Raw genomic sequence first — 24314 nt, 5'->3', positions numbered from 1 at the left:
CTGCCGCGGCTGCCGGGACGACAGTCGTTTTCCTCTGTGCGCCTCCGTGCGCCTCCGTGCGCCTCTGTGGTCCATGTTCTTGCCGGCCGCTTGTCGAGGCGCTTTCCGCCGTCGTGATCCTCGGCGGGGGTAGGGGTCTTCAGGCCCGTTTTCGGCGAATCGCCGGGGATGCCGGGAACCTTTCGTTTATCCCGGCCTACGGTCTGTCTTCGCTCGCGACGTTTTGCAGACACCCCTCAGAACTGCACCCCCAGTGCCAATGAGTATGTCTCGCCCTCGAGATCGTCACCGGACTCCGGTCGTATGCGCCGGTGCGCGGCCGAGGCACTGAGATAGAGCCAGTCGCGCAGGCGCCGCTTGAGGCCGACGAACCCGCCCAGGACGTCCTCGCTCTGATCGATCTCCACATCCACGACCTCGCGGCGAGGCGGCCGCAGGAGACCGCCGTCGGTCTCGCGCACCACCTGCACGCTGCCGTCGTAGCGGTTGCGGTTGGCCCCGATGCCGAGACTGAACTGCCACTTGCTGTGCGGCGACCAGCTCAGCGACGAACTCAAACCATAGCCGGCATATTCACCCGAGAGCGTGGTCTCGGCACCTTGCTCGTAATAGACCTCGTTGCGCCATTCGACCGTCAGGAACGGCTTCCGGAACTGCAGCCGGGCGGATGCGATCCGGTCGTCGCGGTCGCTGTCCTCGAACTCGAGCCGGCGCAACCCGCCCAGCAGCATCACCGAGCTGCCGCTGCCGAGACGGTGGTACAGCCCCAGGTCGCCATTGACGACGCGGTTGTCGAGCTGCCCGCTCTCGTCGAAACGCACGTCCTGGAAACCCATTTTTACCAGCACGGCCGTGCGGCGACCGCCGACCGCGCGATACGCGCCCACATTCGCGGCGCTGAAATAGGCGCTCTCCGAGATCGTCTGGCGCTCGCTGGCCACCGCCCGGAAATCGCTGAAACTGGCATAGCCGCTCTCCAGGCTGCCGAACACCCGCGCCGCGGCGGATTCGCAGAGGCCCGCGGCCACCAACGGCAGGATCACCGCCATGGCCCTGATCGTTACGACATTCATCGTTCACCCCCGGTCGTCGATCGTTATCAGGAAGGACTCCCCCGGCGAACGCCGGGGGAGCCAATGGGGAGGAGTCTCAGGATTCCGTCGGGATTACTGGACGCCGAGGCCGCCCAGGACGCCCGCGGCGCCGTTGACGGACCCGCCCAGACCGCCGAGATTGCCGTTGAGGCTGCTGCCCAGGCTGCCGCTGACACCGGCATCCAGGCTGTTGACCAGCCCGCCGGTCAGGCCGCTCGTGACACTGCTGTCGATGCTGGCACCGATATCGGCGCCCAGCCCCGCCGTGACACCGTCGACCAGGCCGGCGCTCAGCGCCGTGGCGACATCGGCGTCGATGTCGGCCATGGCGCCCAGGCCCAGCGCCTGGGTCACCCCGGGCACCAGCTCGCCGGCCAGGCCCATCGAGGTACCGAGGCCGAGATCACCGGCCAGGGCGAGATCGCCGCCGGTCAGTCCCTCCAGGCCGAGGGCGGCATCCATCTCCGAGATCAACCCGGCCGTCGCGGCGACCGCATTGCCGGCCCCGGCTTCAGCGGCGACGCCCAGCAGCGCCTCCGCCTGGGCCACGGCCGAGGCCGTCCGCGGACTCCCGGAAGCCTGCCGGTTTTCCTGCGGCGCGGACGGTTCGGCGCTCTCCGCGCTATCGTCGGCCGGCTCGGGGCTGGGCCCGCTGTCGTCCGGCCGGGACGCCGACGGCGTCTCGTCGGACTGGCCCGACGTCAGGGCGCCGACCACCTCGAAGCGCCCGGCCGCCGCGGCCTCGGCGCCCGACCCGGCGGCCTGCACGCGCGTGGCCGACTCGGTTGCCGAGGCCGCCGACACCGAGGCATCCGGCGACGACTCCGCCGACACGGCCGAGCGATGGGCGAGCGCGGATTGGGCGCTCATGGATTGCGCGATCGCGACGCTGCCCGGCAGGGCGAACGCCACGACACCGATGAGTAGTTCTTTGCGTACGAACATTTGCTTTCCCTCCTGTTGCGGTAACGACAGGCCCATTGCCTGTATCCCGTATGACTCGACAGGAGGGCGGGAGGTAACAGACGACTCCCAAAAAAATCGCGCGCCCACAAAAAAACGCCCGCCCCCGGCGGGTGCCGGGCGGGCGGGCGTCGGCGGCGGGCGGCGGCTTATGCCGCCGTCGTCAGACGTCCGCGTAAAGGGTCTCGATCTCGTCGGCGTACTTGTCGTGGACCACGCGCCGCTTCAGCTTCATGGTCGGCGTCAGCTCACCGCCGTCGATGGAGAAGTCCTCCGGCAGCAGATGCCAGCGCTTGATGGTCTGGACGCGGGCGAGACGCTCGTTGACCGCCTCGATCTGGCGCTCGAACCAGGCATTGAACTTGTCGCAGCGGGCCGCTTCGTCGGGCGTGCGCGCGGGGCTGCCCGCGGCCTGCGCGGCCTCGGGCACCGCCTCCTCGTCCAGCGTGATCAGGGCGGAGAGGAACTTGCGCCGGTCGCCGACCACGCACACCTGGCTGACCACGGCGATCGACTTGAGCTCGCCCTCGATGTGCGCCGGCGATATGTTCTCGCCGCCGGCGGTGATGATCAGCTCCTTCTTGCGGTCGACGATATAGACGAAACCGTCGTCGTCGATCTTGCCCACGTCGCCGCTATACAGCCAGCCGTCGGCATCCAGGGTGTCCCGGGTGGCCTCCTCGTTCTTGAGGTAGCCCATGAACACCTCCGGCCCGCGCATCAGGATCTCGCCGTCCTCGGCGATGCGGATTTCAGTTTCCGGATAGGGCTGACCGATGGAGCCGCGCCGGACGGTGCCCGGGCGATTCACCGTGCCGGCACCGGTCGACTCGCTCTGGCCCCAGACCTCGTACAGCATCAGATCGAGGCTGGCGAAGAAATCCAGGGTCTCGCGCGAGATCGGCGCCGCGCCCGTGCCGCGGAAACGGCTGCGCTCCAGGCCCAGGCGCTTCTTGACCTTGTCGAAGACCAGGGCCTTCGCCAGCGGATAGAGCAGCGGCTTGCCCCGCCCCTGCTCCTCGGCCTCGGCGGCCTTGAGCCCCACGCCGCGGGCCCAGGCGGCGATGCGTCTCTGCAGCGGGGAGGCATCGGCCGCGGCCGCCTGCATCTTGTGCTGGATCTTCTCCCAGACGCGCGGCACGGCGAAGAAGGTATGCGGCCGCACGTCGAGCAGGTTGGCGCCCAGCTCGTCCAGACTCTCCGCGAACCAGACCGTGACCCCGTAGGTGATGGGACCGTGGATCGAGAACATCTGCTCGGCGATGTGCGACAGCGGCAGATAGCTGATCTGGTCGTCGCCGGGCTGGACCTTGACGATGTCCGAGACCGAGTGGGCGGTCCACATCAGGTTGGCGTGGGACAGCATCACCGCCTTGGGGCGGCCGGTGGTGCCCGAGGTGTAGATCAGCGTGGCGCAATCCTCGGGCTTCTGGTTGGCGATGCGCTCGCGCAGGGGCGCTTCCAGCGCCTCGTCGTCACCCAGCTCCAGCAGCTCGTCCCAGCTCAACACGTCTGTGTCGTCGTCGCTGCCGTACATCATCACGATGGCCTTGAGCTCCGGCAGCTCGTCGCGGACCCGCTTGAACTTGGCCAGTTGCTCGGCGTTCTCGACCACCACGATCTGGGCGTCGCAGTGGCCGGCGACATAGGCGCACAACTCGGGGCTGGAGGTGGTGTAGATACCCGCCGGCACGCCGCCGGCGGCGATGGCCGCCAGATCGGAGATCAGCCATTGCGGGCAGTTGAAGCCGATGATCGATACCGCCCGGCCGGGTTCCAGCCCCAGCTTCATGAAGCCGCGGGCGGCGCGCATCACGTCGCGGTGGTAATCATCGTAGCTGATCGCGCGCCAGGCGCCGCTCTCCTTGGTCTTGAGCGCCGGCGCCGCGCCGCGCTCGCGGACCGTGCGCTCGAACACCCCGATTACGGTATCGGTCATCGTATCCTCCTCCGGTGTGCCGGGGCGATGCATCGCCGCCCCTGTGGTTCGCCGCCGTCCTCCCGCCGGCGAGCGGCCGGATAGCGGAAGCGATCGGTTCGGCACGATATTAGCAAAAAGTGACAAATGGTCTAATCCGGCCGCGGCCGGGAGGAAACGACATGACCCGACTCCGCTACGAGAACGTCCTGATCGACCTCGCCGGGGTGCTCTACGACGGCGACGCGGCGATCCCGGGCGCCGTGGATGCCCTCGCCCGCCTGCGCGCCGCGGGCTGCGGCATCTGCTTCGTCACCAACACCACCCGCCGGACACGCGCCGCGCTCGTCGAACGGCTGATCGCGCTCGGTTTCGACATGGCCGCCACGGAAATACTCACCGCGGCGCGCGCCGCGCACGACCTCGTGGCCCGCGAGGATCTGACGCCCTGCCTGCTGATCCATCCCGATCTCGCACCGGAGTTCGAGGACATGCCCGCCGGCGAGCCCGATGCGGTGGTCGTCGGCGACGCCGGCGACGCCTTCACCTATGCCCATCTCAACCGGGCCTTCCGGGTGCTGATGGCCAGCGATTCGCCGCGCCTGATCGCCATGGGCGACAACCGCTATTTCGCCGACGAGGACGGGGCGCTGTCGCTGGACATGGGTCCCTTCGTCCATGCCCTGGCCCATGCGGCGGGAATCGAACCCGAGGTGGTCGGCAAGCCGGCCGCACCCTTCTTCGAAGCGGCCCTGCACCAGCTCGGTGCGACCCCGGACGAAGCGGTCATGATCGGCGACGATCTCGCCGGCGACGTGGGCGGCGCCCGGGATGCCGGCCTGGCCGGCATCCTGGTACGCACCGGTAAATTCCGCGCGGAAGACGAACGCGATCCCGACATCCGACCCACGCACGTCGCCGACGATTTCGCCGCGGCCGTTGCATGGATCCTGGGCGAGGAAACATGACCCGCCCCGGTGGACAGGCCGCCCGCGGCACGGGACACTGACCGCTGATGTCCGCACCCCTGATGCCATGAACCGATTCGCCGCCCTGACAGCCCCCATCCTGTTCGTCCTGGCCGCCACCACCGCCGGCGCCGCCGTCACCACGGAAACGGTGCGCTACGAGATCGACGGCACCGAGCACATCGGCTATCTCGCCTACGACGATAGCGTCGACGGGCCCCGTCCCGGCGTGCTGGTGATCCACGAATGGTGGGGCCTGAACGACTATGCCAAGCGCCGGGCCCGGGAGCTCGCCGGCCTTGGCTACGTGGCCTTCGCGGCCGACATGTACGGTGGCGGCCGCACGACCGGCGACCCGGAACAGGCCGGCGCCTGGTCGGACGCGGCCAAGCCGCACCTGCGCGAGCGTGCCGGCGCGGCCCTGGCGCGCCTGGCCGAGACCCCGCGGGTCGATGCCGGACGCCTGGCGGCGATCGGCTTCTGCTTCGGCGGCACCACTGTCCTGCAACTCGCCTACAGCGGCGCCGATCTGGATGCCGCGGTGAGCTTCCACGGCCACCTGCCGACGCCCGCCGAGGACGACGAGATCGGCGCTTCCATCCTGGTGCTGCACGGGGCCGCCGACCCCTACGTGCCGCCCGCGGACGTCACCGCCTGGGAGAAGGCGATGAACGCACGTGCCGGGCTCGACTGGCACCTGACCGCCTACGGCCACGCCGAGCACGCCTTCACCAACCAGGGCGCCGACGAACACGGCCTGGACGGCGTCGCCTACGACGCCACCGCCGCGCGCCGCGCCTGGGCACACATGCGTGTCTTCCTGGAACAGACCCTCGACGCCGGAGACGCCCCGTGAGCGCGCCGGTCTGCGTGATCCCCGGCGCGGGGCCGGGCCTCGGGGCCGCCCTGGCCCGTCGTTTCGCCGATGCCGGCTACGCGGTGGCGATGCTGGCGCGCGACCCGGACCGGGCGGGCGAGTTGGCGGCCGGGATCGGAGGGGCACGGGCCTATGCCTGCGACGTGACCGACCCGGCGGGCATCGACCGTGCCTTCGAGGCCATAGAGAACGACCTCGGCCCCGCGGACGTACTGCTCTACAACGCCGGCAACGCCGCCTTCGGCGCTGTCGACGAGATCGAGCCGGACGCCTTCGAGACAGCCTGGCGGGTCAACACCTTCGGCCTGTACCACTGCACGCGCCGAGTCCTGCCCGGCATGCGCGCGGCCGGCGGCGGCTGCATCCTGGTGACCGGCGCCACCGCCAGCCTGCGCGGGGGCGCCCGGTTCGCCGGCTTCGCCGCCGCCAAGGCCGCCCAACGCAGCCTGGCGCAGTCCATGGCCCGGCAACTCGGCCCCGAGGGTATCCACGTGGCCCTGGCGGTGATCGACGGCGTGATCGACACGCCACGCACCCGCGAGATGATGCCGGACCGTGCGGAGGACACCTTCCTGGACCCGGACGCGATCGCCGAGAGCTACCTGCACCTGGCGCGGCAGCCGCGCCCGGCCTGGACCTTCGAGCTGGACCTGCGACCGCACGCGGAAAGCTGGTAGTCACCGGCGCCGGGACACTGCGCGGTCGGTGCCGTGCCGAACCAGGGCATTTGTTTATCCGCGGATGAATGCCGATTAACGCAGATCGGTTAGGGCTGTTCTTTAATCTGCGTCCATCGGCGTCATCTACGGATTCTTTCTTCCGGAAAGCGCTTCGGCAAACGGCCAGCCAGAAAATTAACCACAGAGGCGCACGGAGGCACACAGAGGGAACTGACTGTTGTCCCGGACACGATCGCGGTTTTCAAGCGGAAGAGGCGGATAACCCGCCAAGGTCCGTTACCAACCCGGCAATTCGGTCGCCGGGGCGCTACGCGGTCGGCACCGTGCCGAGTCAAGGCGCTTGTTTTATCCGCAGATTGACACCGATTAACGCAGATTGGTTGGGCTGCTCTTTAATCTGCGTACATCAGCGTAATCTGTGGATTATTTCTTCCGGGAACCACCCGCCAAGGTCCGTTACCAACCTGGCAATTCGGTCGCCGGGGCGCTGCGCGGTCGGCACCGTGCCGAGTCAAGGCATTTGTTTATCCGCGGATGGACGCCGATTAACACAGATTGATCGGGCTGCTCTTTAATCTGCGTATATCTGCGTCATCTGCGGATTATTTCTTTCAGGAACCACCCGCCAAGGTCCGGTTCTGGCTCGGCGTTTCGGTCGCCGGGGCGCTGCGCGGTCGGCGCCGTGCCGAACCAGGGCATTTGTTTATCCGCGGATGGACGCCGATTAACGCAGATTGGTTAGGGCTGTTCTTTAATCTGCGTATATCTGCGTAATCTGTGGATTATTTCTTCCGGGAAGCGCCTCGGCAAGCGGCCAGCAAGAACCTCTGCGCGCCTCCGTGCGCCTCTGTGGTTTCATCTCGCGCCACCAAAGCCTGGGCCCGATCGGCGGGAGCTTGGCTGCTGGCCAGACGCCTCACTCATGCCGGTTGATTTTGTAGACACCTTCCTAGAAATCGTCGAACCGCCCGCCGCGCCCCGACCCACCGGCAAAACGACCGGCCCCCTCGACGGCCTGTTCCAGCACGCGCACGCCGCCCTCGAACTCGCGCGCGATCGCGGCGGTCTCGCCGAGCGACCATTGGTCCAGGGCCGACAGGCGGTCGGCACGCATGCAGTCCTGCGGGAAGCGGGCGAGATCCGCGGCCAACGCGCGCGCCTCGGCCAGTGCCGTGCCGTCGGCAACGACCCGGTTCGCGAGCCCCCAGTCGAGGGCCTCGCGAGCGGACACGCCGCGCCCGGTGAGGATCATGTCCAGGGCACGCGACTGGCCGATCAGGCGCGGCAACCGCACGGTCCCGCCGTCGATCAGCGGCACGCCCCAACGGCGGCAATAGACCCCGAACACCGCACTCTCCTCGGCCACCCGCAGGTCGGCCCAGCAGGCCAGCTCCAGGCCGCCGGCCACGGCATGCCCGGCGACCGCCGCGATCACCGGCTTGGTCAGACGCATGCGCGACGGTCCCATCGGACCGGGACCGTCCACCTCGGTGCGATTGCGGCGCTCGCCCGAGGCCACGGCCTTGAGGTCGGCGCCGGCGCAGAAATGGCCGCCGCTGCCCGCCAGCACCGCCACCGCGAGCTCCGGATCGGCCTCGAATGCCTCGAAAGCGTCCACCAGGGCGTCGGCGGTGGGCCGGTCCACGCAGTTGCGGACCTCGGGCCGGTCAATCAGGACGGTCAGGACCGCCCCGTCGCGTTCCGTCGTCACGGTGCTCATGGTTTCGCCTTCCCGTCCGCAGCGCCGAAGCGCTTGAAGGTGACGCGGTCGTTGGTGAAGACCACGGTGATCGCGCGATCGCCGTCGCGCCAGGTCGCGGTGGCCCCCGAGACGCCGCCCAGGGCGACGCTCTCCAGATCGTCCGGCTCGCCCAGGATGGCCACGACCTCGTCCTGGCTCATGTCGTTCTCGATGCGCTCGAAATGGGCGCGGTCGACCCGGCTGCCGCAGCCGGCCACGATCAGGGCCAGAACGACCGGGAGGGCGAATCGCGTGAGTCGATGCATGGTGTTGCCGTCCCTATTGTCGGCCGCGCGTCAGACCGCGCGCCAGGGTGAATCGATATCCTCGCCGCGGGCCCGGCCCTCGGCGCGCAGCTTCAGCAGGTGGGCATAGACCTGATAGGCCGCCACCGGCCGCAGCGGCTCGGGCACGTCGGGGTAGAGCCGGGCGACGATATCGTCCACCCCGATCCCGGCCGGCTCGGCATCGAGTACCGCCCGTACCTGCGCCTCGCGTTCCAGGCGATGCGTAATCACCTCGTCCAGCACCGCGACCGGCGGCCGCATCAGCCCGCCGTGGGCGGGGGCGAAGGCCGCGATCGGCTCGCGCTTGAGCCGCTCCAGCGAGGCCAGGTAGGCGATCATGTCGCCGTCCGGCGGCGCGATCACGACGGTCACCCCCGCCATCACGTGATCGCCGGCGAACAACAGGCCCGTCTCTTCATGCAGGAAACAGAGATGGTCCGTGGTGTGGCCGGGCGTGTGCAGGCAACGCAGACGGTAGTCCGCGCCCCGCACCTCGTCGCCCTCGTCGAGAAGCTCGTCGGCCCGGAAGTCGCGGTCGCGCACGCCCTGCAGCGGCGTCGGGTGTGCGTGTATGCGGGCGCCGGTGCGCGCCGCCAGGGCACGGGCGCCGCCGGCGTGGTCCGGATGGTTGTGCGTGACCAGGATACGGCGGACGGGACCCGGCGCGGCCGCCAGGATCGCGTCCAGGTGGCCGGTGTCGTCCACCCCGGGATCGACGACCGCGACCTCGTCCCCGCCAACCACATAGGTATTGGTGCCGGGGCCGGTCATGTAGCCGGGATTGGGCGCGGTGATCCGGCGCACGCCGGGCGCTAGGTCGACCGCGCGGCCGGGTGTGAAGTCTTCGTCGCTCATGCGCTCGGCGGCCGGTCCGGGGCGACCGTCGGCACCCGCTTCATGGCGTCCAGCTCGGCCAGCAGGCTGGCGCTGTCCGGGAACCGCCGCAGTAGCTGCAACTGCATCTCGGTGGGCAGGATCATCCGCAGCTCGCCGCGCCTGTAGCACCGCAGGGCATGACCCGGCGTGGTCCAGTCGCCGGCGACCGCCTCGACACCGTCGTGGGCCGGGCGCTGGCGGGACGGCGCCAGGGCCGCGAAGAAGCGTGTGCTGTAGCGCCGGGGCGGACCCTTGGGCGTGATCCAGTGGCCGTAATAGCGCAGGCGCGTGACCGGCAGGCGCAAGTCCTCGGCCTCCAGGATGGCCGCCAGGGTCGTCTCGCCGGCATGCAGGGCGGTGCGTGCCGCCGCCAGACGCCGCTGCAGGCCGGGGTCGTCCCAGTCGGGTTCCCCGCCGGCGGCATCGGTGGCGATCAGCAGGCCCGCCTCCTCGAAGCTCTCGCGCAGCGCCGCGACCCAGAAGGCCAGACCGTCTTGCGGCAGGCCCAGCCGGGCGCTGGCGGCGGCATCGTCGAGACCGTCGCAGCGGGCATAGACCGTCGGGTCGGCATCGGCGGAGTCCACCGCCCCGCCCGGAAAGACATGCGCGCCCGGCACGAAGGCGGTCCCGGTCCCGCGCTTGAGCATGAAGGTCTCCAGTCCCGCCGCGCCGTCGCGCAGCAGGACGAGCGTCGCGGCGTCCCGCACGGGCACCGCCTTGTCCTGGGTCGCAGCCATGGCCGCAAATTACCACGGCGACCGCGGCGCGGCCACGGCGCCCCGGTTGCATCGGACATGCGCGCGGCTATCCTCCCAGGCGGGTTTCCAACGGTGCGCGACGCCCATGCCCCCGGAACGCCACGATCCCGCCCGGCAGGTTTTCGTCTACGGCACCCTGCGCCGCGGGTGCCGTAACCACCACTTGCTGCGGCGGGCGCGTTACCTGGGGCGCCACCGCACGCCGCCGGCCTACACCCTGTTCGATACCGGCCCCTATCCGGCCGTCGTCACCGGTGGCCGCACGCGGGTCGTGGGCGAGGTCTATGCGGTCGACGGCCGCACGTTCCGGGCCCTGGACCGGCTGGAGGACTATCCGCGCAGCTATACCCGGCGTCGGATCGACACGCCCTACGGTCCCGCCTGGATCTATCTCTGGCGCTTGCGGATCGACCCCGCCTGGCCCGCGTTGGCCGGCGACTGGCGACGGCGGGAGATCGTCGGGACGCCCTAGCTATTGCGTGTCGCGGGCGGACCGGTCCCGGACTTCGGCCTTGGTGCCCGCATAATATTCGCGGGTGCCCATCAGGTGATCGAACCATGGCCGGGTGACGCACCAGTTGGCATTGGGATTCGGCCCCATGTGGTGATCGTAGTGCCAGGGCAGGTGCTCGCGCGCCCACTCGGGATCGAGGTGCGCCTTCCTGTGCAGGCGGTAATAGCGCCAGCCGGACCACCAGAGAGTCGCGACGAAGAACGGCGCGACCGGCAACAGCGGCGCCACGGCCGCGCCCGCCCCCACCAGCGTCGCGACCTCGCGGCCCTGGGCATGCCGGCCGATGGGGAAACGGCGATAGCCGGGGTCGGCGAAATCGTGACGCCGCGCGGCCCGGTGATGCTCGTACCAGTGGAATCCCCAGAAACTGTCCCGGCGTTTCCCGAAGCCGTGCTGCACGTACTTGTGAAAGGCCCACTCCGTGGCGTTCGCGGTGATCAGGCCGATCGGTATTCCCAGCATGCATTCCTCCTTGGCGCGGATACCGTCGCGGTCAGTTTAGCGCAACCATTACATCAATCAATGTAATAATGGGGAAGGCCGATCCGGTATTGCGTACCATGCGTCGGTGGCCCTGCCCGGACGGTCCCATGACGAATCAGGCCAAGCCGCGATCGCCGAGCCCCGTGCGGCATCTCTACGACCTGGCGACGGGCGACGAGGACGCGCGCGTCTGCCGCGACATCTCCGAGGCCCAGTGCCGGGACCAACCGGTCAATTTCTTCCTGCACCTGCCGGCACTGCTCGCCAACAAGGCCGGCGACGAACTGGCCAGCCCCAAGCTGACCCTGCCCTGGCTGCTCGGTGCGATCGGCGCACCGGCCTGGATGCTCGGTTTCCTGGTCCCGCTGCGGGAGGCCCTGGCGCTGCTGCCCCAACTCGCGGTGGCCGGTTGGATGCGGCGCGCGCCGCGCCGCAAGTGGTTCTGGTCCGCGGGCGCCGCGGTCCAGGCCCTGGCGGTGCTGGCCATGGCCGCGACCGCCCTCGCGCTGGAAGGCACGGCCGGCGGCTTCGCGATCCTGGGGGCGCTGACCGTGTTCGCCCTGGCCCGCGGCGTCTGTTCGGTGGCCTACAAGGACGTCCAGGGCAAGACCATCGCCAAGGGGCGCCGCGGCACGCTCTCCGGCTACGCGGCGAGCGCCGGCGGCGCGATCGCGGTGGCGTTCGCCCTCTGGCTGCTGTGGACGCCGCCGGACCGGGGCACGGCGGACACGGTCGCGATCCTGCTGACGCTGGCCGGGGTAATGTGGCTGGCGGCGGCGCTGATCTTCGCCGCGCTACGCGAGGAACCCGGCGCGACCGAGGGCGGCGGCAGCGCGCTGCGGGAGGCCTGGCGCAGCCTGGACAGCCTGCGCCGGCAGCCGGACTTCGCCCGCTTCGTCGCGGTCCGGGGACTGCTCACCGCGACCGCCCTCGCGGCGCCGTTCTACGCCGAACTCACGCGCACCCGCAGCGACGGCGCCGAGGGCCTCGGCCTGCTCCTGCTGGCCGCCGGCGTGGCCGCCTTGCTGGGCGCGCCCTTCTGGGGCCGGGCGGCGGACCGCTCCAGCCGCCGCGTGCTGATCGTGACCGGCGGGGGCACGGTCCTGCTCAACCTCGCGGTCGCGGCCCTCGCCGTTACCGGCGCCGGCATCGCCTGGTTCGCGCTGGCCTACTTCGCCCTCGCGGTGTTGCACGCCGGCGTGCGCCTGGGCCGCAAGACCTATCTCGTGGACCTGGCCGACGCCGGCAACCGCGCCGGCTACACGGCGGTGAGCAATACCGTGATCGGCGTGATCCTGCTCCTGGGCGGCGGCCTGGTGGCGGCCGCCTCGGCCTGGGGCGCGGCGGCCGTGGTACTGCTGCTCGCCCTGCCGGCGGCGCTGGGCGCCGGGCTCGCGCTGCGGCTGCCGGAAGTGGAATGAACAGGGGTACGAAACGTTACCGAAACCGGTAAAAACATACTTCCCCCTGGACAGGACCACGACGGCCGCGTTCTCCTTGTCGCATAAAAGCTAGAACCTAGAACACGAGTACGCCGGCACGCTGGAGGGCGACTCGGGGGAGAAATCAAAATGACCACACAACCCGATCGCTGGGACGTCCTGTTCGCGGGCGCCCTGGTATTCGACGGCACCGGCGGCACGCCGCGGGTCGAGGACGTGGCCGTCAAGGACGGCCGCATCGCCGCCCGCGGGCCGGACCTGCCGCAAGCCGCGGCGGACCGGGTCGTGGACGCGAGCGGCCAATGGCTGATGCCGGGGCTGCTCGACATCCACACCCACTTCGACCTCGAAGTGGAATTGGCCCCGGGTCTGCCCGAGGCGATACGCCACGGCACCACCACGGCCCTGGTCGCGAACTGCAGCCTGGGCATGGCCTTCGGCAATCAGCGGCGCGACGGCCAGGACCCGCTGGTCGCCTGCTTCGCCCGCGTCGAAAATATTCCCAAGCATGTCCTGGAGAAGGTCGCCGGCGAAGTGACCTGGCGCGATTCGGGCGCCTACCTGGCGCATTTCGACGACCTGTCGCTGGGCCCGAACATCGCGCCCATGATCCCGCACTCGATGCTGCGCATCGAGGTGATGGGGCTGGACGAGAGCGTGCGCCGCAAGCCGACGCGCGCCGAGATCGAGCGCATGGCGCAACTGGTCGAGAAAGGGATGGACGAGGGCTATCTCGGCTTCTCCACCGACGACCTGCCCTTCCACTACCTGGCCAACGACCCGCACCGGCGCACGCGCATCCCGACCCAATTCGGCTCCTACCGGGAGCTGCGGCGGCTGACCTCGATCCTGCGCGCGCGCGACCGGGTCTGGCAGGCCACGCCCAACAAGGACAGCCGCGGCTCGGTGATCCGCAAGTTCTTCCTGACCAGCGGCCGGTTGTTCGGCAAGCCGCTCAAGCTCACCGCGGTGGCGGCGCTGGACGTGGCGACCAACCGCTCGATCGCGCGCATGGGCCTGCTGCTATCGCGGCTGCTGAACTCGCGCCTGGTGGGCGGCCGCTTCCGGCTGCAAGCCCTGTCGGCACCGTTCACCGTCTGGGCGGACGGCCCGATCACGCCGCTGGCCGAGGAAATCCCGGAGTTGCGCGAACTCAACGAGCCGGACCTGGAGGACCGCGAAGCGCGGCGGCGCATCCTCGACGATCCGGACTTCGTGGCCCGTTTCCGCAAGATGTGGTTCCACGGCAAGTCGGGTTTCAACCTGGCCAACCTCAAGCGCCTGCTGAACATGGAAGACCTGGTGCTCAACCGGCGTCTGGACGACATGTTCCTGGACGCCGGCGGCGCGCCGGAATGGGCCGGCGAATCGATGCAGGCGATCCACGACCGCCTGCGCCGCTGGCAGGCCGGCGACGTGTCCGCCGCCCGCTCCGAGGCCGAGGAAAAGGCATTCGCCGCCATGCCGGACCCGGTGGGCGACGACTGCGATTTCTTCCTCTACCTGCTGCGGACCTTCGACACCGACCTGCGCTGGCACGCCACCGTCGCCAACCGCGACCCGGGCATGCTCAAGAAGCTGCTGTTCCACCCGCTGATCCTGCCCGGCTTCAACGACTCCGGCGCGCACCTGACCAACATGGCCTTCTACGACGGCAACCTGCGGACCCTGAAGCTCGCGGCCGAGGACTCCCTGGATCAGGTGGCGACCCAGGTACGCCGCCTGACGCGCGAGCCGGCGGCATTCCTGGGGCTCAACGCCGGCTCGCTGGAGGTCGGTGCTCAGGCCGACATCCTGGTGATCGACCCGGAGGCGCTCGCGGCCTGGAACCCGGCGGAGACCGTGCGTCACGTCTGGCGCGACGAATTCGACCACCACCAGATGGTCAATCGCGTGCCGGGCGTGGTGCGTCACGTCATGGTGGGCGGCGCGTTCGCCTGGCGCGACGGCGACTTCACCGCCGAGTTCGGGCGGCGGCGCTTCGGCCGCGCCCTGCGCCATCGCGACCATCCCGCGGAGTCGGCGCATGCGACGGCGGCGGTCGACGGCGCACGCGCCGCGGCCTGACCGCCTCCCGCGACGGCCCGTTCAATCCGCCACGGCCGTCAGCCTGAGGCTCGTCCTCAAGCCGCGGCCGGCCGGGTTGTCCGAGAGTTCGACATGGGTACCGTGCTGCTCGGCGATACGAGCGACGATCGCCAATCCAAGGCCGCTGCCTTCGCCGTTGCCCGCGCGCACGAACCGCTCCATCATGCGCTCCCGCTCGGCGGCGGGAATGCCCGGCCCTTGATCATCGACGGTCACGACGACCCCGCCATCCGCCACGCGCGCCGCGATCTCGACTGCGCCACCGTGCGGCGAGTGCCGTATCGCATTGTCGATCAGGTTCCGGATCAGCAGACTCAAAAGGCCGGCGTCGCCCCGAACCCGCGGCAGTGACGGCAGGACGTCCACCGACAGATCGATGCCATCGCGCTCGGCCAGCGGCGCCAGCAGGGCCGTTTCCTCGCGCAATAGCGGCCCCAACGCCAACGGCCGCAGTTCGATGCCGGCCTCGTTGGACTCGACCCGCGCCAGGGTCAGAAGCTGTGACGCCAGGCGCGAGCCGCGGGCACTCGCCGCGAGCAACGCGTCCAGGCGGGACTCCCGATCGGCGGGATCGTTCGCCGCCGCCAACGACTCGGCATGAAGCTGGATCGCCGCGAGCGGGGTGCGCAGCTCGTGGGCGGCCTCGTCGATGAAACGCCGTTCGCGTCGCCACGCCGCCCGCAAGCGCGCGAACAGCGAGTCCAGAGCCGCGACGATGGGACGCAGATCACGAGTCATCCCCGGCAACGAGATCGGATCGAGCCGCGTGTCGCTGCGCTCGCGGATTTCCGCGGTCAAACGCTTCAAGGGACGCAATCCCGCGCCCACCACCAACCATGCGAGCAGTATCAACAGGGGCAGGCCGTACAGGCTCTTCTGAACGGTCTTGATCGCGATCCGGCGCTCCAACTCCTCGCGGATCTCCAGGCGCTGACCGACCTGGACAGTGCCGCGCTCGTCCCCCATGGGCAGGACGAAGACACGCCAGCGAACGGTATCGATCACGCTATCCGCGAAACCACGGTCCATGGCCAGGAACCGGCTCGCGGGAGCGCTCTCGCTGCGCACGCGTACCCGGCCGTCCTCGCCGACCAACTGGAACGCGATCTTGCTCTCGTATTCGTGACCATCGGGGTCGTCTTCCTCGGCATAGATGGTGCCGAGCGCCTCGTCCCACCGGCCGCGAATGGCCGATTCCACGTCACCGGCGCCGGTGGCCGGCAACAACAGTTTCTTGAGCACACGCGCCGACTGGGCGAGCTGGGCATCGAAGAGTTCGTCGATCTCGTGCCGGGCCGCACGATAGCTGGATGACAGCAACGCCACGTTCATGCCCACGATCACGAGCACGAGCCCGAGCAACAGGCGTCCTCGGATGGAGCCGGGCAGCCAGGTCACGGAGCCGCCGGCACCATATAGCCGACACCCCGCACGGTCCTGATGAACCCCTCCGGCAGTTTGCGGCGAAGACTATGGACATGCACCTGGATGGCGTTGCTCTCGATATCGCTGTTCCACCCGTACACCGCGGCTTCCAGGTGATCGTATGTCAGCACGCGCCCCTCGTTGCGCAACAACTCGGCCAACAGCATGAATTGACGGCGGCTGAGTTCCAGCGGCCGTCCCTCGTAGCGTGCCTCCCAGGCGGCGGTGTCGAGTTCCAGGTCGCCATGCACGAGCGTGTGGCATGCCTGGCCGACCCCGCGTCGCACGGCGGCCCGCAACCGCGCCATGAGCTCGGCCAGCTCGAAAGGCTTGAGCACATAGTCATCGGCGCCGGCATCGAGCCCCTCGACCCTCTGATCGATAGCGTCGCGGGCGGTCAGGATCACCACCGGCAACGTATACCCTTCCGCACGCAGTTGCCGGAGCAAGGCGATGCCGTCCCGGTCCGGCAGGCCGATATCGAGCAGGACGGCATCGAAGTCGTCCCCGCGCAGGGCGGACAATGCACCGGCGGCATCCGTCGCCGGCGTGACCCGGAAGCCGGACCGTCCCAAGCCCGCGATCAACCCCTCGCGCAACGAGCGATCGTCCTCGACCACCAGCACATGCGGCATCACGACTCAGTCCCGCTCGCGCTCATCCAGTCGCGCCAGCAGCCGTCGCACCTCGGCGCGCCTGCCGGCATCCGCCACCGGCCGATCGGGCCGGTCGGGCGCGGACAGAGCCTTCTCCAGGTGGCGCCGCGCCGCTCGGTAATCGCCTTTTTCGTCGACAAGATACTCGGCATAGAAAAAGTTCGGGTCGATCCCGTCCGGATTGATCGACAACGCCTTGCGCAAATGCTTCTCGGCCTTGTCGTTACTACCGAAACCCAGCGGCCAGCCGGGGACTTTGTAGTAAAGCACACCGAGACTGGTATGAGCAGAGCCGGCCAGCGCGGTCTCGTCCATCTCCAGCGCCTTCTCGTAATCGGCACGCGCTTTCTTGGCCAGCCCCAGGGCACCCAATCCGCCCTTCACGCCGGCATAGGTGGACAGGACGATCCCTTCCCAGATCAGGGCCTCGGCCCGATCCGGGTAGGCCGCCCTGAACGCCGCGGCCCGTTCCTCCAGATCCTCGAAGGCCCGTTCCCGGGCATCGCCGGACACCTCGTAGTTGGCATGGGCCCAGGCATGCTGGATATCCAGCAGCCGGGCATCGAAATCGGCCGCCTGCGCGCCGAACGCGGCCGCCAGGAACACAACGAATGACAGGCATCTCATGATCGGTCTCCTTCAGGTGGCGGCATCGCCGGGCCGCAGCCTGGCGCGGATGGCGGGCAGTTGCTTGCGCAGGGCGCCGTCGACCATCCCCGGGGCGACCCGGTTGATCCGGGCGAAGAAGCGCTCCGGCCAGCCGATATGGACCTCGCGACGGGGACTGCGGATGAGCCCGGCGACCTCGGCGGCGATACGTTCCGGCGGGTCGACCGCCATCTTCATCGCGGCCTGCAGGTCCCGCACGCGGGCGTCGTTGAGCGGGGTATCGACCGCTCTCGGGGCCAGCAGGCTGACCGCGACGGCCGTGTCGGCCAACTCCCGGCGCAGGGACTCCGCGAAACCGCGCAGCGCGAACTTGCTGGCGCTGTAGGCGGCGAAACCCGGATAACCGATGGCGCCGAATCCCGAGCCCATGAACAGCAGCAACGCTTCCTCCCGGCGCCGCAGGTCCGGCAACAGCAGCCGCGTGAGTTGCATGGGCGCGGTCACGTTCGCGGTCACGATGGTGTCGATCGCCGCGGCATCCAGGTCCTCGAACAGGGCGCCGACATTGGTGCCGGCGTTGTGGACCACGACATTCACGCCCTCGGCCCGCGCGGCCTCGGCCACCCGGCGACGTCCGGCCTCATCGGTCAGATCGGCCGCCACGACGGCGACCTCGGCGCCGATGGCGTGCAACTCAGCGGAAAGCGCGTCCAGTTGCGTCCGGTCACGGGCGGTGAGCAGCAACGCCGCGCCCTCGCCGCCGAGACGGCGGGCGACCGCACGGCCGATGCCGCCGGTCGCCCCGGTCAGCAACACGCGCGCATTGCCGGGGTTCATGACGCCTCCACGGCTTCGGGCAGGGGCAGACTGCGGAATATGTCGCCGTAGAGGCGATAGATGATCCGCGCGACATGAATGACGGCGGCCTGATCGTCGGGATCGTCGAGGCGATTCATGAGCCCTTCGAAGAAATGGATATGTTCCTGGTCGAGTGAGCCGTGGGTGTTGAGATAGGTCATCGCCTTCTCCGGCAGGCCAAGCTGCTTGCGGATGATCTGGGCCGCGGGGGTGGCGAGATCGACACTCGTGCCCTCCAGCACGTTGACCATGCCGAAGAAGCCCACCGGGTTGCCGCGATCGATGACGTGGTAGGCATAGGCCACCATCAGCTCCGTGGGCATGGCCGGCGTGCCGTGGCGGACGGCCTCCGGGTCGCCCCCCACCGTCGCGATATCGTTCAGGATCCATTCCTGGTGTCCCATCTCCTCCTCGATGTACTCGCCCAGGGCCTCGCGCAACCACTCCAGCCGCGCGGGCAGGCGCGAGCCGCAGGCCATCAGCAGCGGCTCGGTGTGCTTGACGTGATGGTAGGCTTCCGTGAGAAAGGCGATGTAACTCTCGCGCGTCGCCCAGCCCTCGAAGACCGCGCGGATGATGGGGGCCGACCGGAGATAGTTCCGCTCCACCTCGGTCTCGGCCTGCAGTCGCTCGTAAAAGGTCATATCGTCGCTCCTAAGATTGGCTTGCATGGCACGCCATCTCCCCGAGGGCATCCCCGAATCTCCCCCCATAGGCCGATTCGATCGCGGCCCGCCTGGGACGGCCGTTGGCGGTGGCCAGGCCATTGGCCGCGGAAAACGGTTCGCTCGCCCGCAACCAGGCATGGATACGGGCATAACCGGGCAACTCGCGGTTGACCTGCGTCACCGCCTGCGCCACGGCGGCGTCCGGCATGCCCGGCGTCGGGACCAGCACCGCCACGTTGCCCGGCATGGCCTCCCCGAAAACGGCGGCCTGGCGCAACACGGGACTCTGCAGCAGCAGCGATTCCGGCCATTCCGGGTTCACGTTGCGACCGAAGCCGGTGACGAATTGGTTCTTCTTGCGTCCGCGCACGTACAGGAAACCGTCGCGATCGAACTCGCCGATATCGCCGGTCGCCACCTCCGGCGCTCGCGACTCGGCGCCCAGGTAGCCGCGCATCGCGCTGCCGGCCACCAGGATTTCGCCGTCCTCGGCCAGCCGGACGCGCACGTGCGGCAAGGGCCGTCCGACACTGCCCGCGCGCTGCGCGCCCGGCAGGTTCAGGCTCACCACCGAGGCACACTCGGACAGGCCGTATCCCTCGAACGCCGGGATACCCGCCGCCCGCGCCCGTTCGATCAGGCCGGCGCCGACCTTGCCGCCTCCCACCGCCACGAAGGTCAGGGAATCCGGCAGGCGGGCCCCGAACTCGCGCATCACGACCAGGCCCTTGAGCAGTTCCGGCAGCAGGATCAGGCTGTCCGGGCGGTGCTCGTGCAGACAGCGCAGGAACCGCTCGGGGTCGAACCCGCTATCGCCCCCGAAGCCGAGCTCGGCCAGGGGCGGCGCCATCACCAGGGCGCCCGCCATGAGTCCCGCGTAGGCACCGGCGACGTTCTCCAGCAGGGTGGCGTACGGCAGCACGCTCAGGTGCCGCCCGATACCCAGGGGACGCAGCAGTTCGCAGAGGGTCGCGGCCAGGCGCATGCAGGCGGCATCGTCCAGACAGACGCCCTTGGGCTCGCCGGTGCTGCCGGAGGTGAAGGTGATCTTGCTGGTTCCGGGCGGGATCGCGATGCCGGCCACGGGCGGCCGGCGCAGCAGACTCAGATCGCCCAGCCCGCCGTCGACCTGGAAGCCGACATCCAGGGCGAGGATGCGATCGGGCGGCGCGGCCGCCACGAGGTCGATGCCGGCCGCGCCGAGCACATGGCACAGTTGCCCGTCGCTGAAGAATGGCGGCAGGGGAACGGCCACGGCGCCCGCGGCCCGGATACCGAGATCGCAGGCCAGCCACTGCGGCGAATTGTCCGCCAGCACGCCCACGACCCGCGCATCGCGGAAACGCAGCGCGTCGCGCCAGGCGGCCACGCGGTCGGCGAACGTGTCGCGATCGTGGCACAGGCCCGCGCCGAGCACGCCGCAGCCGCCGCCGAGAATGCTCGCCCGGCTCAGCATGCCGACGCACCGCGTTCGGCCGGGGACCGGGGCGTGGTCTCGAGGGCGGCACGGATCGGTCCCGCGAACACACGCGGATGATGATCGTAATAGCACCCCCAGTCGCTGGCGTTGCGACGCAGCCGGCGCGGATCCGCGGCACCCAGATCCACCGGCAGCAACCGCAGCCGCCGGAAGCTGTTCGCCACGCAGGGCGTGGCCGTGAACACGACCACCCGGTAACCCCGGCTGTGCAGCCAGCCCGCGGCCGCCAGGATCAGGCGCCGTCCGGCCCCTTGCCAGTCGGCCGCGAGGCCGCCCACTTCGACGATTCCGGCGCGCGGCGCGGCGATGCCCAGGTGCTCGCGAACCAGCGCCTCGATCGGCTCGTCGAGATATTGCTCCAGGAACAGCGCGCCGTGACCGGCACCGCGAAAGCCCATGCAGGCCTGCAGTCCGGCGCCATTGTCCAGGGACAACAAGTGCGGGTAGAAATCGCCCAGGCGTGCACCGTAGTGGCGGGCATAATGCGCCGCCGTGAACCGCTCCAGGCGGTCCCGGCCGACGGCCTGCGGGCCGTAGTGACGCAGGCTCCGGCCGTTCTGTACATGGGACGCTGGGCGCATCGGCAACCCTCCTTTGATGTCGCTGGGCATCCAGACTAGGAGTAGCGCCTTAAGGCTCGCTTATCCGGAGACACGCGCTGTCCGGCGGCAAGGCCGGAGAATGTCGCGGGTCGGCGTGTAGACCCGCGTCCGTATCGAAAACAGTCCCAGCATGGTGTCGAACAGGTTGTCGTGGGACAGGGGCTGCCGGGACCGGGCGTCGACGCAGCCGGCATCCAGGCCCGCCGCGGCACGAAAGGCCGGCGACAACCACATCAGGAAAGGCACGTGCGTCTGCGCGCGCGGTGCCAGGGCGTACGGGAAGCCGTGAAGGTAGACGCCGTTTTCCCCCAGGGACTCCCCGTGATCGGACACATACAACAGCGCACTGTCGTACTCGGCATCGTGGGCCCGCAGGACCTCGATGGCCTTCGCCAGCACATGGTCGGTGTAGAGAATGGAGTTGTCGTAGCTGTTGACGATCGCCGCGCGCGAACAGTCCCGCGGCGTGTTGCTGGCGCACTCCGGCAGGAACCGCCGGAACCCGGCCGGATAACGCTTGTGATAGGCGGGCCCGTGACTGCCCTGCTGGTGGAGCACGACGAGCACGTCGCCGTCCGCGGCGGACAGGTGCCGATCGAGGCCGTGCAGCAGGGCCTCGTCGAAACAGTCGCCTTCGGTACACACCTCCGGCAACGCCGCGCTGTCCGGGTGCCGCGTCGGTATGCGTTCGCATACCCCCTTGCAGCCGGAATTGTTCTCCAGCCAGAGCACCGTGACGCCGGCGTGCGTCACTACATCCAGCAGATTCTCGGTCGCGGCCGCGCGGTCATGGTCGTACGAGTCGCGACCCAGGACGGAGAACATGCATGGCAGCGACACCGCCGTCGATGTCCCGCAGGCGCTGACATCGCGGAAACTGACGACGCCGGGCACGGCGGCGAGCTCCGGATTGGTGTCCCGCCCGTAGCCGTTGAGCGAGAAGTGATCGGCCCGTGCCGTCTCCCCCACCACCAGGATCACCGCCGACTTGCGGCGGGGCACGGTCGCCCCTTCCTGCCGGGTCGCGTCCATCCCCAGGGGCTCGACTACGCCATCGTCATCCGCTTTCGCGGTCGCTATCGCGTATTGACTCAACGCCCAGATCGGATAGGTGGGATTCACCAGGTAACGCAATTCGCGGTGATTACGCACCAACAGCGCGAAATCCTTGTAAAACGGCACCACCGCCCCGGCCATGACGGCCAGGCAGAACAAGGGCGTGGCGACGCGGGATAGCGCCTCGCGCCAGAACGGCCCCCGGCGAAGCGGCGTCAGCGCCACCAGGACGGCCGGCAATATACCGGCCACGAACACCCGTCCCAGCAGCCCCCAACCGAGCAATTCCCCCGCCTCGCCGGCATCGGTCTGCGCGACGTTGCGTAACATCGTGTCGTCGATGACGACACCGTAGACATCCATGAAATAGCCGCTGGCCGCGGCCCCGACCAGGAACAGGATCAACACCGGCTTGAACAGGTGCCGACAACAGGCGAACAACGACAGCACCAGCGTGAGGAAAGCGGCCACCAGCGCCAGGATCGCGATACCGAAGCCCGGGTTCCGTCCCGAACCGATATCGGTGGCGTGCAGGATGGCCGACCACAGGGAACGGTTGTCGGCCGCGAGGATGAACGACGCCGTTGCCAGCGCCAACGTGCCGGTCCCCAGGGGCGGCATGAGGCGGAAACGGCGCAGGCGCTGCGGGCGGACCCATCGCCGGACCGATGCACGGTCCGCGGGGGCGCGGGGCTGGGACATGATCTCTCACCGATAGCCGAGGGCTTTCGGCGGGAGACTAGGCGTTCGCGCTTAAGCGCCCCTTATGCGCCTTGCCGGCGAGTCACTCGAATTCGACGCCGAGGATCAGCCGGACCCGGATGTCGGCCTCGTCGTCGACATCGCTGAGCTGGGTCATCGGACTCAGCGCGAACCACCATTCGTGGCCGTGATAACTCAATGCGGGCCCGCCATAGACGACCGGGCTCTCCCAGCCGGAACAATCCGCATACTCCACCTCGTGCGTGAACTCGGCGCCCAGGCGCCAATCGCCGCCCAGCCGCCGGCTGATGCCCAGCGTCTGGCCGACCACGGCATTGTCCTCTTCGTAATCCCGTCCCTCCCACTCGGCTTCCGCCGCGAGGTTCCAGGCCAGGATCCAGGGCCCCAGGTTCTTCTGCACGATCAGCTTGGGCTCCAGGGCGACGATCTCATCCCCCAGCTTCACCTCGCCGTACAGGGCCAGCCCCCACGGCCGGCTCGTGGGATCGGATATCTGGTATATCGACTCCGCCGCCACGTCCAGGAATTCCATGTCGTCGTCGGGCTCCACGTCGCTGTCCAGATAGCGCCAGTCCAGGTAAAGCGCGGCCTGCCAGCGCTCCGAGAGACCCGCCTCCAGTTCGTGCCGGAAATCCAGCCGGGTCAGGCCCCGGTCATTCTCGGCCCGGCGACTCAGGGTGGCCCACTGGGCATACTCCACCTCGTCCGGATCGGCGATGGTCGCCTCGTAGGTATGGGTGAAATTGCGTGCGGCCGCGTTGCCGGCCGCCAGCACGACGGCCGCGGCGAGCAGGAACCTGGACATGGGCATGACCGGACATCCTTTGGTCGTGGGTTGTGCGCCTCCGTGCCAAACCTGACACGGAGACCTTAAGGCTCCCTTAAGGAACGGCCCACTCAGCGTGTCGCGGTGCCCCAGTAGTTGTAGCCCAGCACCTTCGGGCCCGGTATGTAGCCTTCCTGGAGATCGTCCGGCGCGAACCCGCCGGCCGCCAACAGCGCGGGGATATTGCGGTCCATGTGGCAATCGCCCGCGATCTTGCGCCACGCCGGAGTCAGCCGCCGCTGCCAGCGCGCCACCCCGGCATCCGGCGCCAGGCCGTGCTCGGCGAAGATCAGCTTGCCGCCGGGCTTGAGCACGCGCTTCATTTCCTTGAGCGCGGCAACCGGGTCGGGGATGCTGCACAGGGTGTAGGTGAGCACCACCGTGTCGAAGCGCGCGTCCTCCCCAGGGATGGTCTCCGCCGACAACGGCAGCAGTTCCACGTCCAGGCCGGTGCCGGCCAGGCGCTTGCGGGTCTTGCGGTGCATCTCCGTGGCGGGGTCCAGGCCCCAGATCTTGCGGATATTGGCGGCGTCGTAATGCGGCAGGTTGCGGCCGGTGCCGATGCCGACCTCGAGCACGTCACCGCGGGCCAACGGCAGGACTTTCTCGCGCTGCTTGCGGATCGGCTTGAGCCCGCAGGCGAAATCCAGGACCAGCGGCAGGCAGTAGCGTTCGTAGAAACTCATCCGTCCCCTCCCTTGTCGCGTAACCTGCAACCATAC

The 24314-nt window shown here is 69.1% G+C and carries 24 protein-coding genes; 6 read left to right on the top strand and 18 right to left on the bottom strand.

What is annotated here, in order from left to right:
* Window positions 1–236: 236 nt before the first annotated feature.
* From PC39_RS02945 to PC39_RS02935, 3 genes are all read right to left on the bottom strand, one after another.
* Window positions 237–1073, bottom strand: a complete 837-nt coding sequence (locus tag PC39_RS02945) for a hypothetical protein (protein WP_353251872.1) — start codon at window positions 1071–1073, stop codon at window positions 237–239.
* A 93-nt stretch (window positions 1074–1166) separates the two neighbouring features.
* Entirely contained in the window at window positions 1167–2039 is an 873-nt protein-coding gene (locus PC39_RS02940; RefSeq protein WP_353251871.1) for a hypothetical protein, read from the bottom strand.
* 181 nt (window positions 2040–2220) lie between these two features.
* On the bottom strand, window positions 2221–3996 hold the full coding sequence (locus PC39_RS02935; protein ID WP_353251870.1) for an AMP-dependent synthetase/ligase: 1776 nt from the start codon (window positions 3994–3996) through the stop codon (window positions 2221–2223).
* A gap of 161 nt (window positions 3997–4157) precedes the next feature.
* Here PC39_RS02935 and PC39_RS02930 point away from each other — a divergent pair, with 161 nt between their 5' ends.
* The 3 genes from PC39_RS02930 (at window position 4158) to PC39_RS02920 (ending at window position 6497) form a co-directional block, all read left to right on the top strand.
* Window positions 4158–4943, top strand: coding sequence for a TIGR01458 family HAD-type hydrolase (locus PC39_RS02930; protein ID WP_353251869.1), 786 nt, complete (start codon window positions 4158–4160; stop codon window positions 4941–4943).
* 67 nt (window positions 4944–5010) lie between these two features.
* The gene (locus PC39_RS02925) at window positions 5011–5799 is read left to right on the top strand and encodes a dienelactone hydrolase family protein (RefSeq protein WP_353251868.1); all 789 of its coding nucleotides are present in this window, start codon (window positions 5011–5013) and stop codon (window positions 5797–5799) included.
* A complete protein-coding gene (locus tag PC39_RS02920) occupies window positions 5796–6497 on the top strand; it encodes an SDR family NAD(P)-dependent oxidoreductase (protein ID WP_353251867.1) in 702 nt (233 codons plus the stop codon). Before PC39_RS02925 ends, PC39_RS02920 begins: the two co-directional genes overlap by 4 nt.
* Window positions 6498–7449: 952 nt before the next feature.
* Here PC39_RS02920 and PC39_RS02915 read toward each other — a convergent pair.
* From PC39_RS02915 to PC39_RS02900, 4 genes are read right to left on the bottom strand one after another with little or no spacing between them, the layout of a single operon-like run.
* Window positions 7450–8220: a crotonase/enoyl-CoA hydratase family protein gene (locus PC39_RS02915; RefSeq protein WP_353251866.1), complete on the bottom strand. Its 771-nt coding sequence runs from the start codon at window positions 8218–8220 to the stop codon at window positions 7450–7452.
* Window positions 8217–8507 carry a DUF3862 domain-containing protein gene (locus PC39_RS02910; protein WP_353251865.1) on the bottom strand — a complete coding sequence of 97 codons (291 nt, stop codon included), beginning with the start codon at window positions 8505–8507 and terminating at the stop codon, window positions 8217–8219. Before PC39_RS02910 ends, PC39_RS02915 begins: the two co-directional genes overlap by 4 nt.
* 30 nt (window positions 8508–8537) lie before the next feature.
* Window positions 8538–9383, bottom strand: coding sequence for an MBL fold metallo-hydrolase (locus PC39_RS02905; protein WP_353251864.1), 846 nt, complete (start codon window positions 9381–9383; stop codon window positions 8538–8540).
* Entirely contained in the window at window positions 9380–10141 is a 762-nt protein-coding gene (locus PC39_RS02900; RefSeq protein ID WP_353251863.1) for an NUDIX hydrolase, read from the bottom strand. The genes PC39_RS02905 and PC39_RS02900 overlap by 4 nt, the downstream gene beginning before the upstream one ends.
* A 106-nt stretch (window positions 10142–10247) precedes the next feature.
* Between PC39_RS02900 and PC39_RS02895 the strand changes: the two genes are divergently transcribed.
* Window positions 10248–10634, top strand: a complete 387-nt coding sequence (locus PC39_RS02895; RefSeq protein ID WP_353251862.1) for a gamma-glutamylcyclotransferase family protein — start codon at window positions 10248–10250, stop codon at window positions 10632–10634.
* Here the strand turns inward: PC39_RS02895 and PC39_RS02890 are convergent, their stop codons facing one another.
* A complete protein-coding gene (locus PC39_RS02890; RefSeq protein ID WP_353251861.1) occupies window positions 10635–11138 on the bottom strand; it encodes a hypothetical protein in 504 nt (167 codons plus the stop codon).
* 128 nt (window positions 11139–11266) lie between these two features.
* Here PC39_RS02890 and PC39_RS02885 point away from each other — a divergent pair, with 128 nt between their 5' ends.
* Both PC39_RS02885 and PC39_RS02880 read left to right on the top strand, forming a co-directional pair.
* Window positions 11267–12580 (top strand): MFS transporter, encoded by a 1314-nt coding sequence (locus PC39_RS02885; RefSeq protein WP_353251860.1) that lies wholly within the window; start codon window positions 11267–11269, stop codon window positions 12578–12580.
* Between the two features lie 150 nt (window positions 12581–12730).
* Entirely contained in the window at window positions 12731–14668 is a 1938-nt protein-coding gene (locus PC39_RS02880) for an N-acyl-D-amino-acid deacylase family protein (protein WP_353251859.1), read from the top strand.
* A gap of 21 nt (window positions 14669–14689) precedes the next feature.
* On the opposite strand, the gene PC39_RS02875 is transcribed toward PC39_RS02880, so the two are convergent.
* From PC39_RS02875 to PC39_RS02830, 10 genes are all read right to left on the bottom strand, one after another.
* Complete coding sequence (locus PC39_RS02875; RefSeq protein WP_353251858.1) at window positions 14690–16087, bottom strand: ATP-binding protein; 1398 nt, start codon at window positions 16085–16087, stop codon at window positions 14690–14692.
* Complete coding sequence (locus tag PC39_RS02870; RefSeq protein ID WP_353252040.1) at window positions 16084–16749, bottom strand: response regulator; 666 nt, start codon at window positions 16747–16749, stop codon at window positions 16084–16086. The genes PC39_RS02875 and PC39_RS02870 overlap by 4 nt, the downstream gene beginning before the upstream one ends.
* Window positions 16750–16755: 6 nt before the next feature.
* A complete protein-coding gene (locus tag PC39_RS02865; protein ID WP_353251857.1) occupies window positions 16756–17397 on the bottom strand; it encodes a TRAP transporter TatT component family protein in 642 nt (213 codons plus the stop codon).
* Window positions 17398–17409: 12 nt separating this feature from the next.
* Window positions 17410–18216 (bottom strand): SDR family oxidoreductase, encoded by an 807-nt coding sequence (locus PC39_RS02860; RefSeq protein WP_353251856.1) that lies wholly within the window; start codon window positions 18214–18216, stop codon window positions 17410–17412.
* On the bottom strand, window positions 18213–18881 hold the full coding sequence (locus PC39_RS02855; RefSeq protein ID WP_353251855.1) for an iron-containing redox enzyme family protein: 669 nt from the start codon (window positions 18879–18881) through the stop codon (window positions 18213–18215). The genes PC39_RS02860 and PC39_RS02855 overlap by 4 nt, the downstream gene beginning before the upstream one ends.
* 10 nt (window positions 18882–18891) lie before the next feature.
* Window positions 18892–20361 (bottom strand): AMP-binding protein, encoded by a 1470-nt coding sequence (locus tag PC39_RS02850; RefSeq protein WP_353251854.1) that lies wholly within the window; start codon window positions 20359–20361, stop codon window positions 18892–18894.
* Complete coding sequence (locus PC39_RS02845) at window positions 20355–20966, bottom strand: thermostable hemolysin (protein ID WP_353251853.1); 612 nt, start codon at window positions 20964–20966, stop codon at window positions 20355–20357. The genes PC39_RS02850 and PC39_RS02845 overlap by 7 nt, the downstream gene beginning before the upstream one ends.
* Window positions 20967–21026: 60 nt before the next feature.
* On the bottom strand, window positions 21027–22745 hold the full coding sequence (locus PC39_RS02840; protein ID WP_353251852.1) for a phosphoethanolamine transferase: 1719 nt from the start codon (window positions 22743–22745) through the stop codon (window positions 21027–21029).
* Between the two features lie 82 nt (window positions 22746–22827).
* Window positions 22828–23577 (bottom strand): DUF6662 family protein, encoded by a 750-nt coding sequence (locus PC39_RS02835; protein WP_353251851.1) that lies wholly within the window; start codon window positions 23575–23577, stop codon window positions 22828–22830.
* An 86-nt stretch (window positions 23578–23663) separates the two neighbouring features.
* Window positions 23664–24278 (bottom strand): class I SAM-dependent methyltransferase, encoded by a 615-nt coding sequence (locus PC39_RS02830; protein WP_353251850.1) that lies wholly within the window; start codon window positions 24276–24278, stop codon window positions 23664–23666.
* Window positions 24279–24314 lie beyond the last annotated feature (36 nt).

Source organism: Salinisphaera sp. PC39 (assembly GCF_040361335.1).
Taxonomy (GTDB): domain Bacteria; phylum Pseudomonadota; class Gammaproteobacteria; order Nevskiales; family Salinisphaeraceae; genus APNM01.
This window is presented reverse-complemented; position numbering and strand designations above follow the sequence as displayed.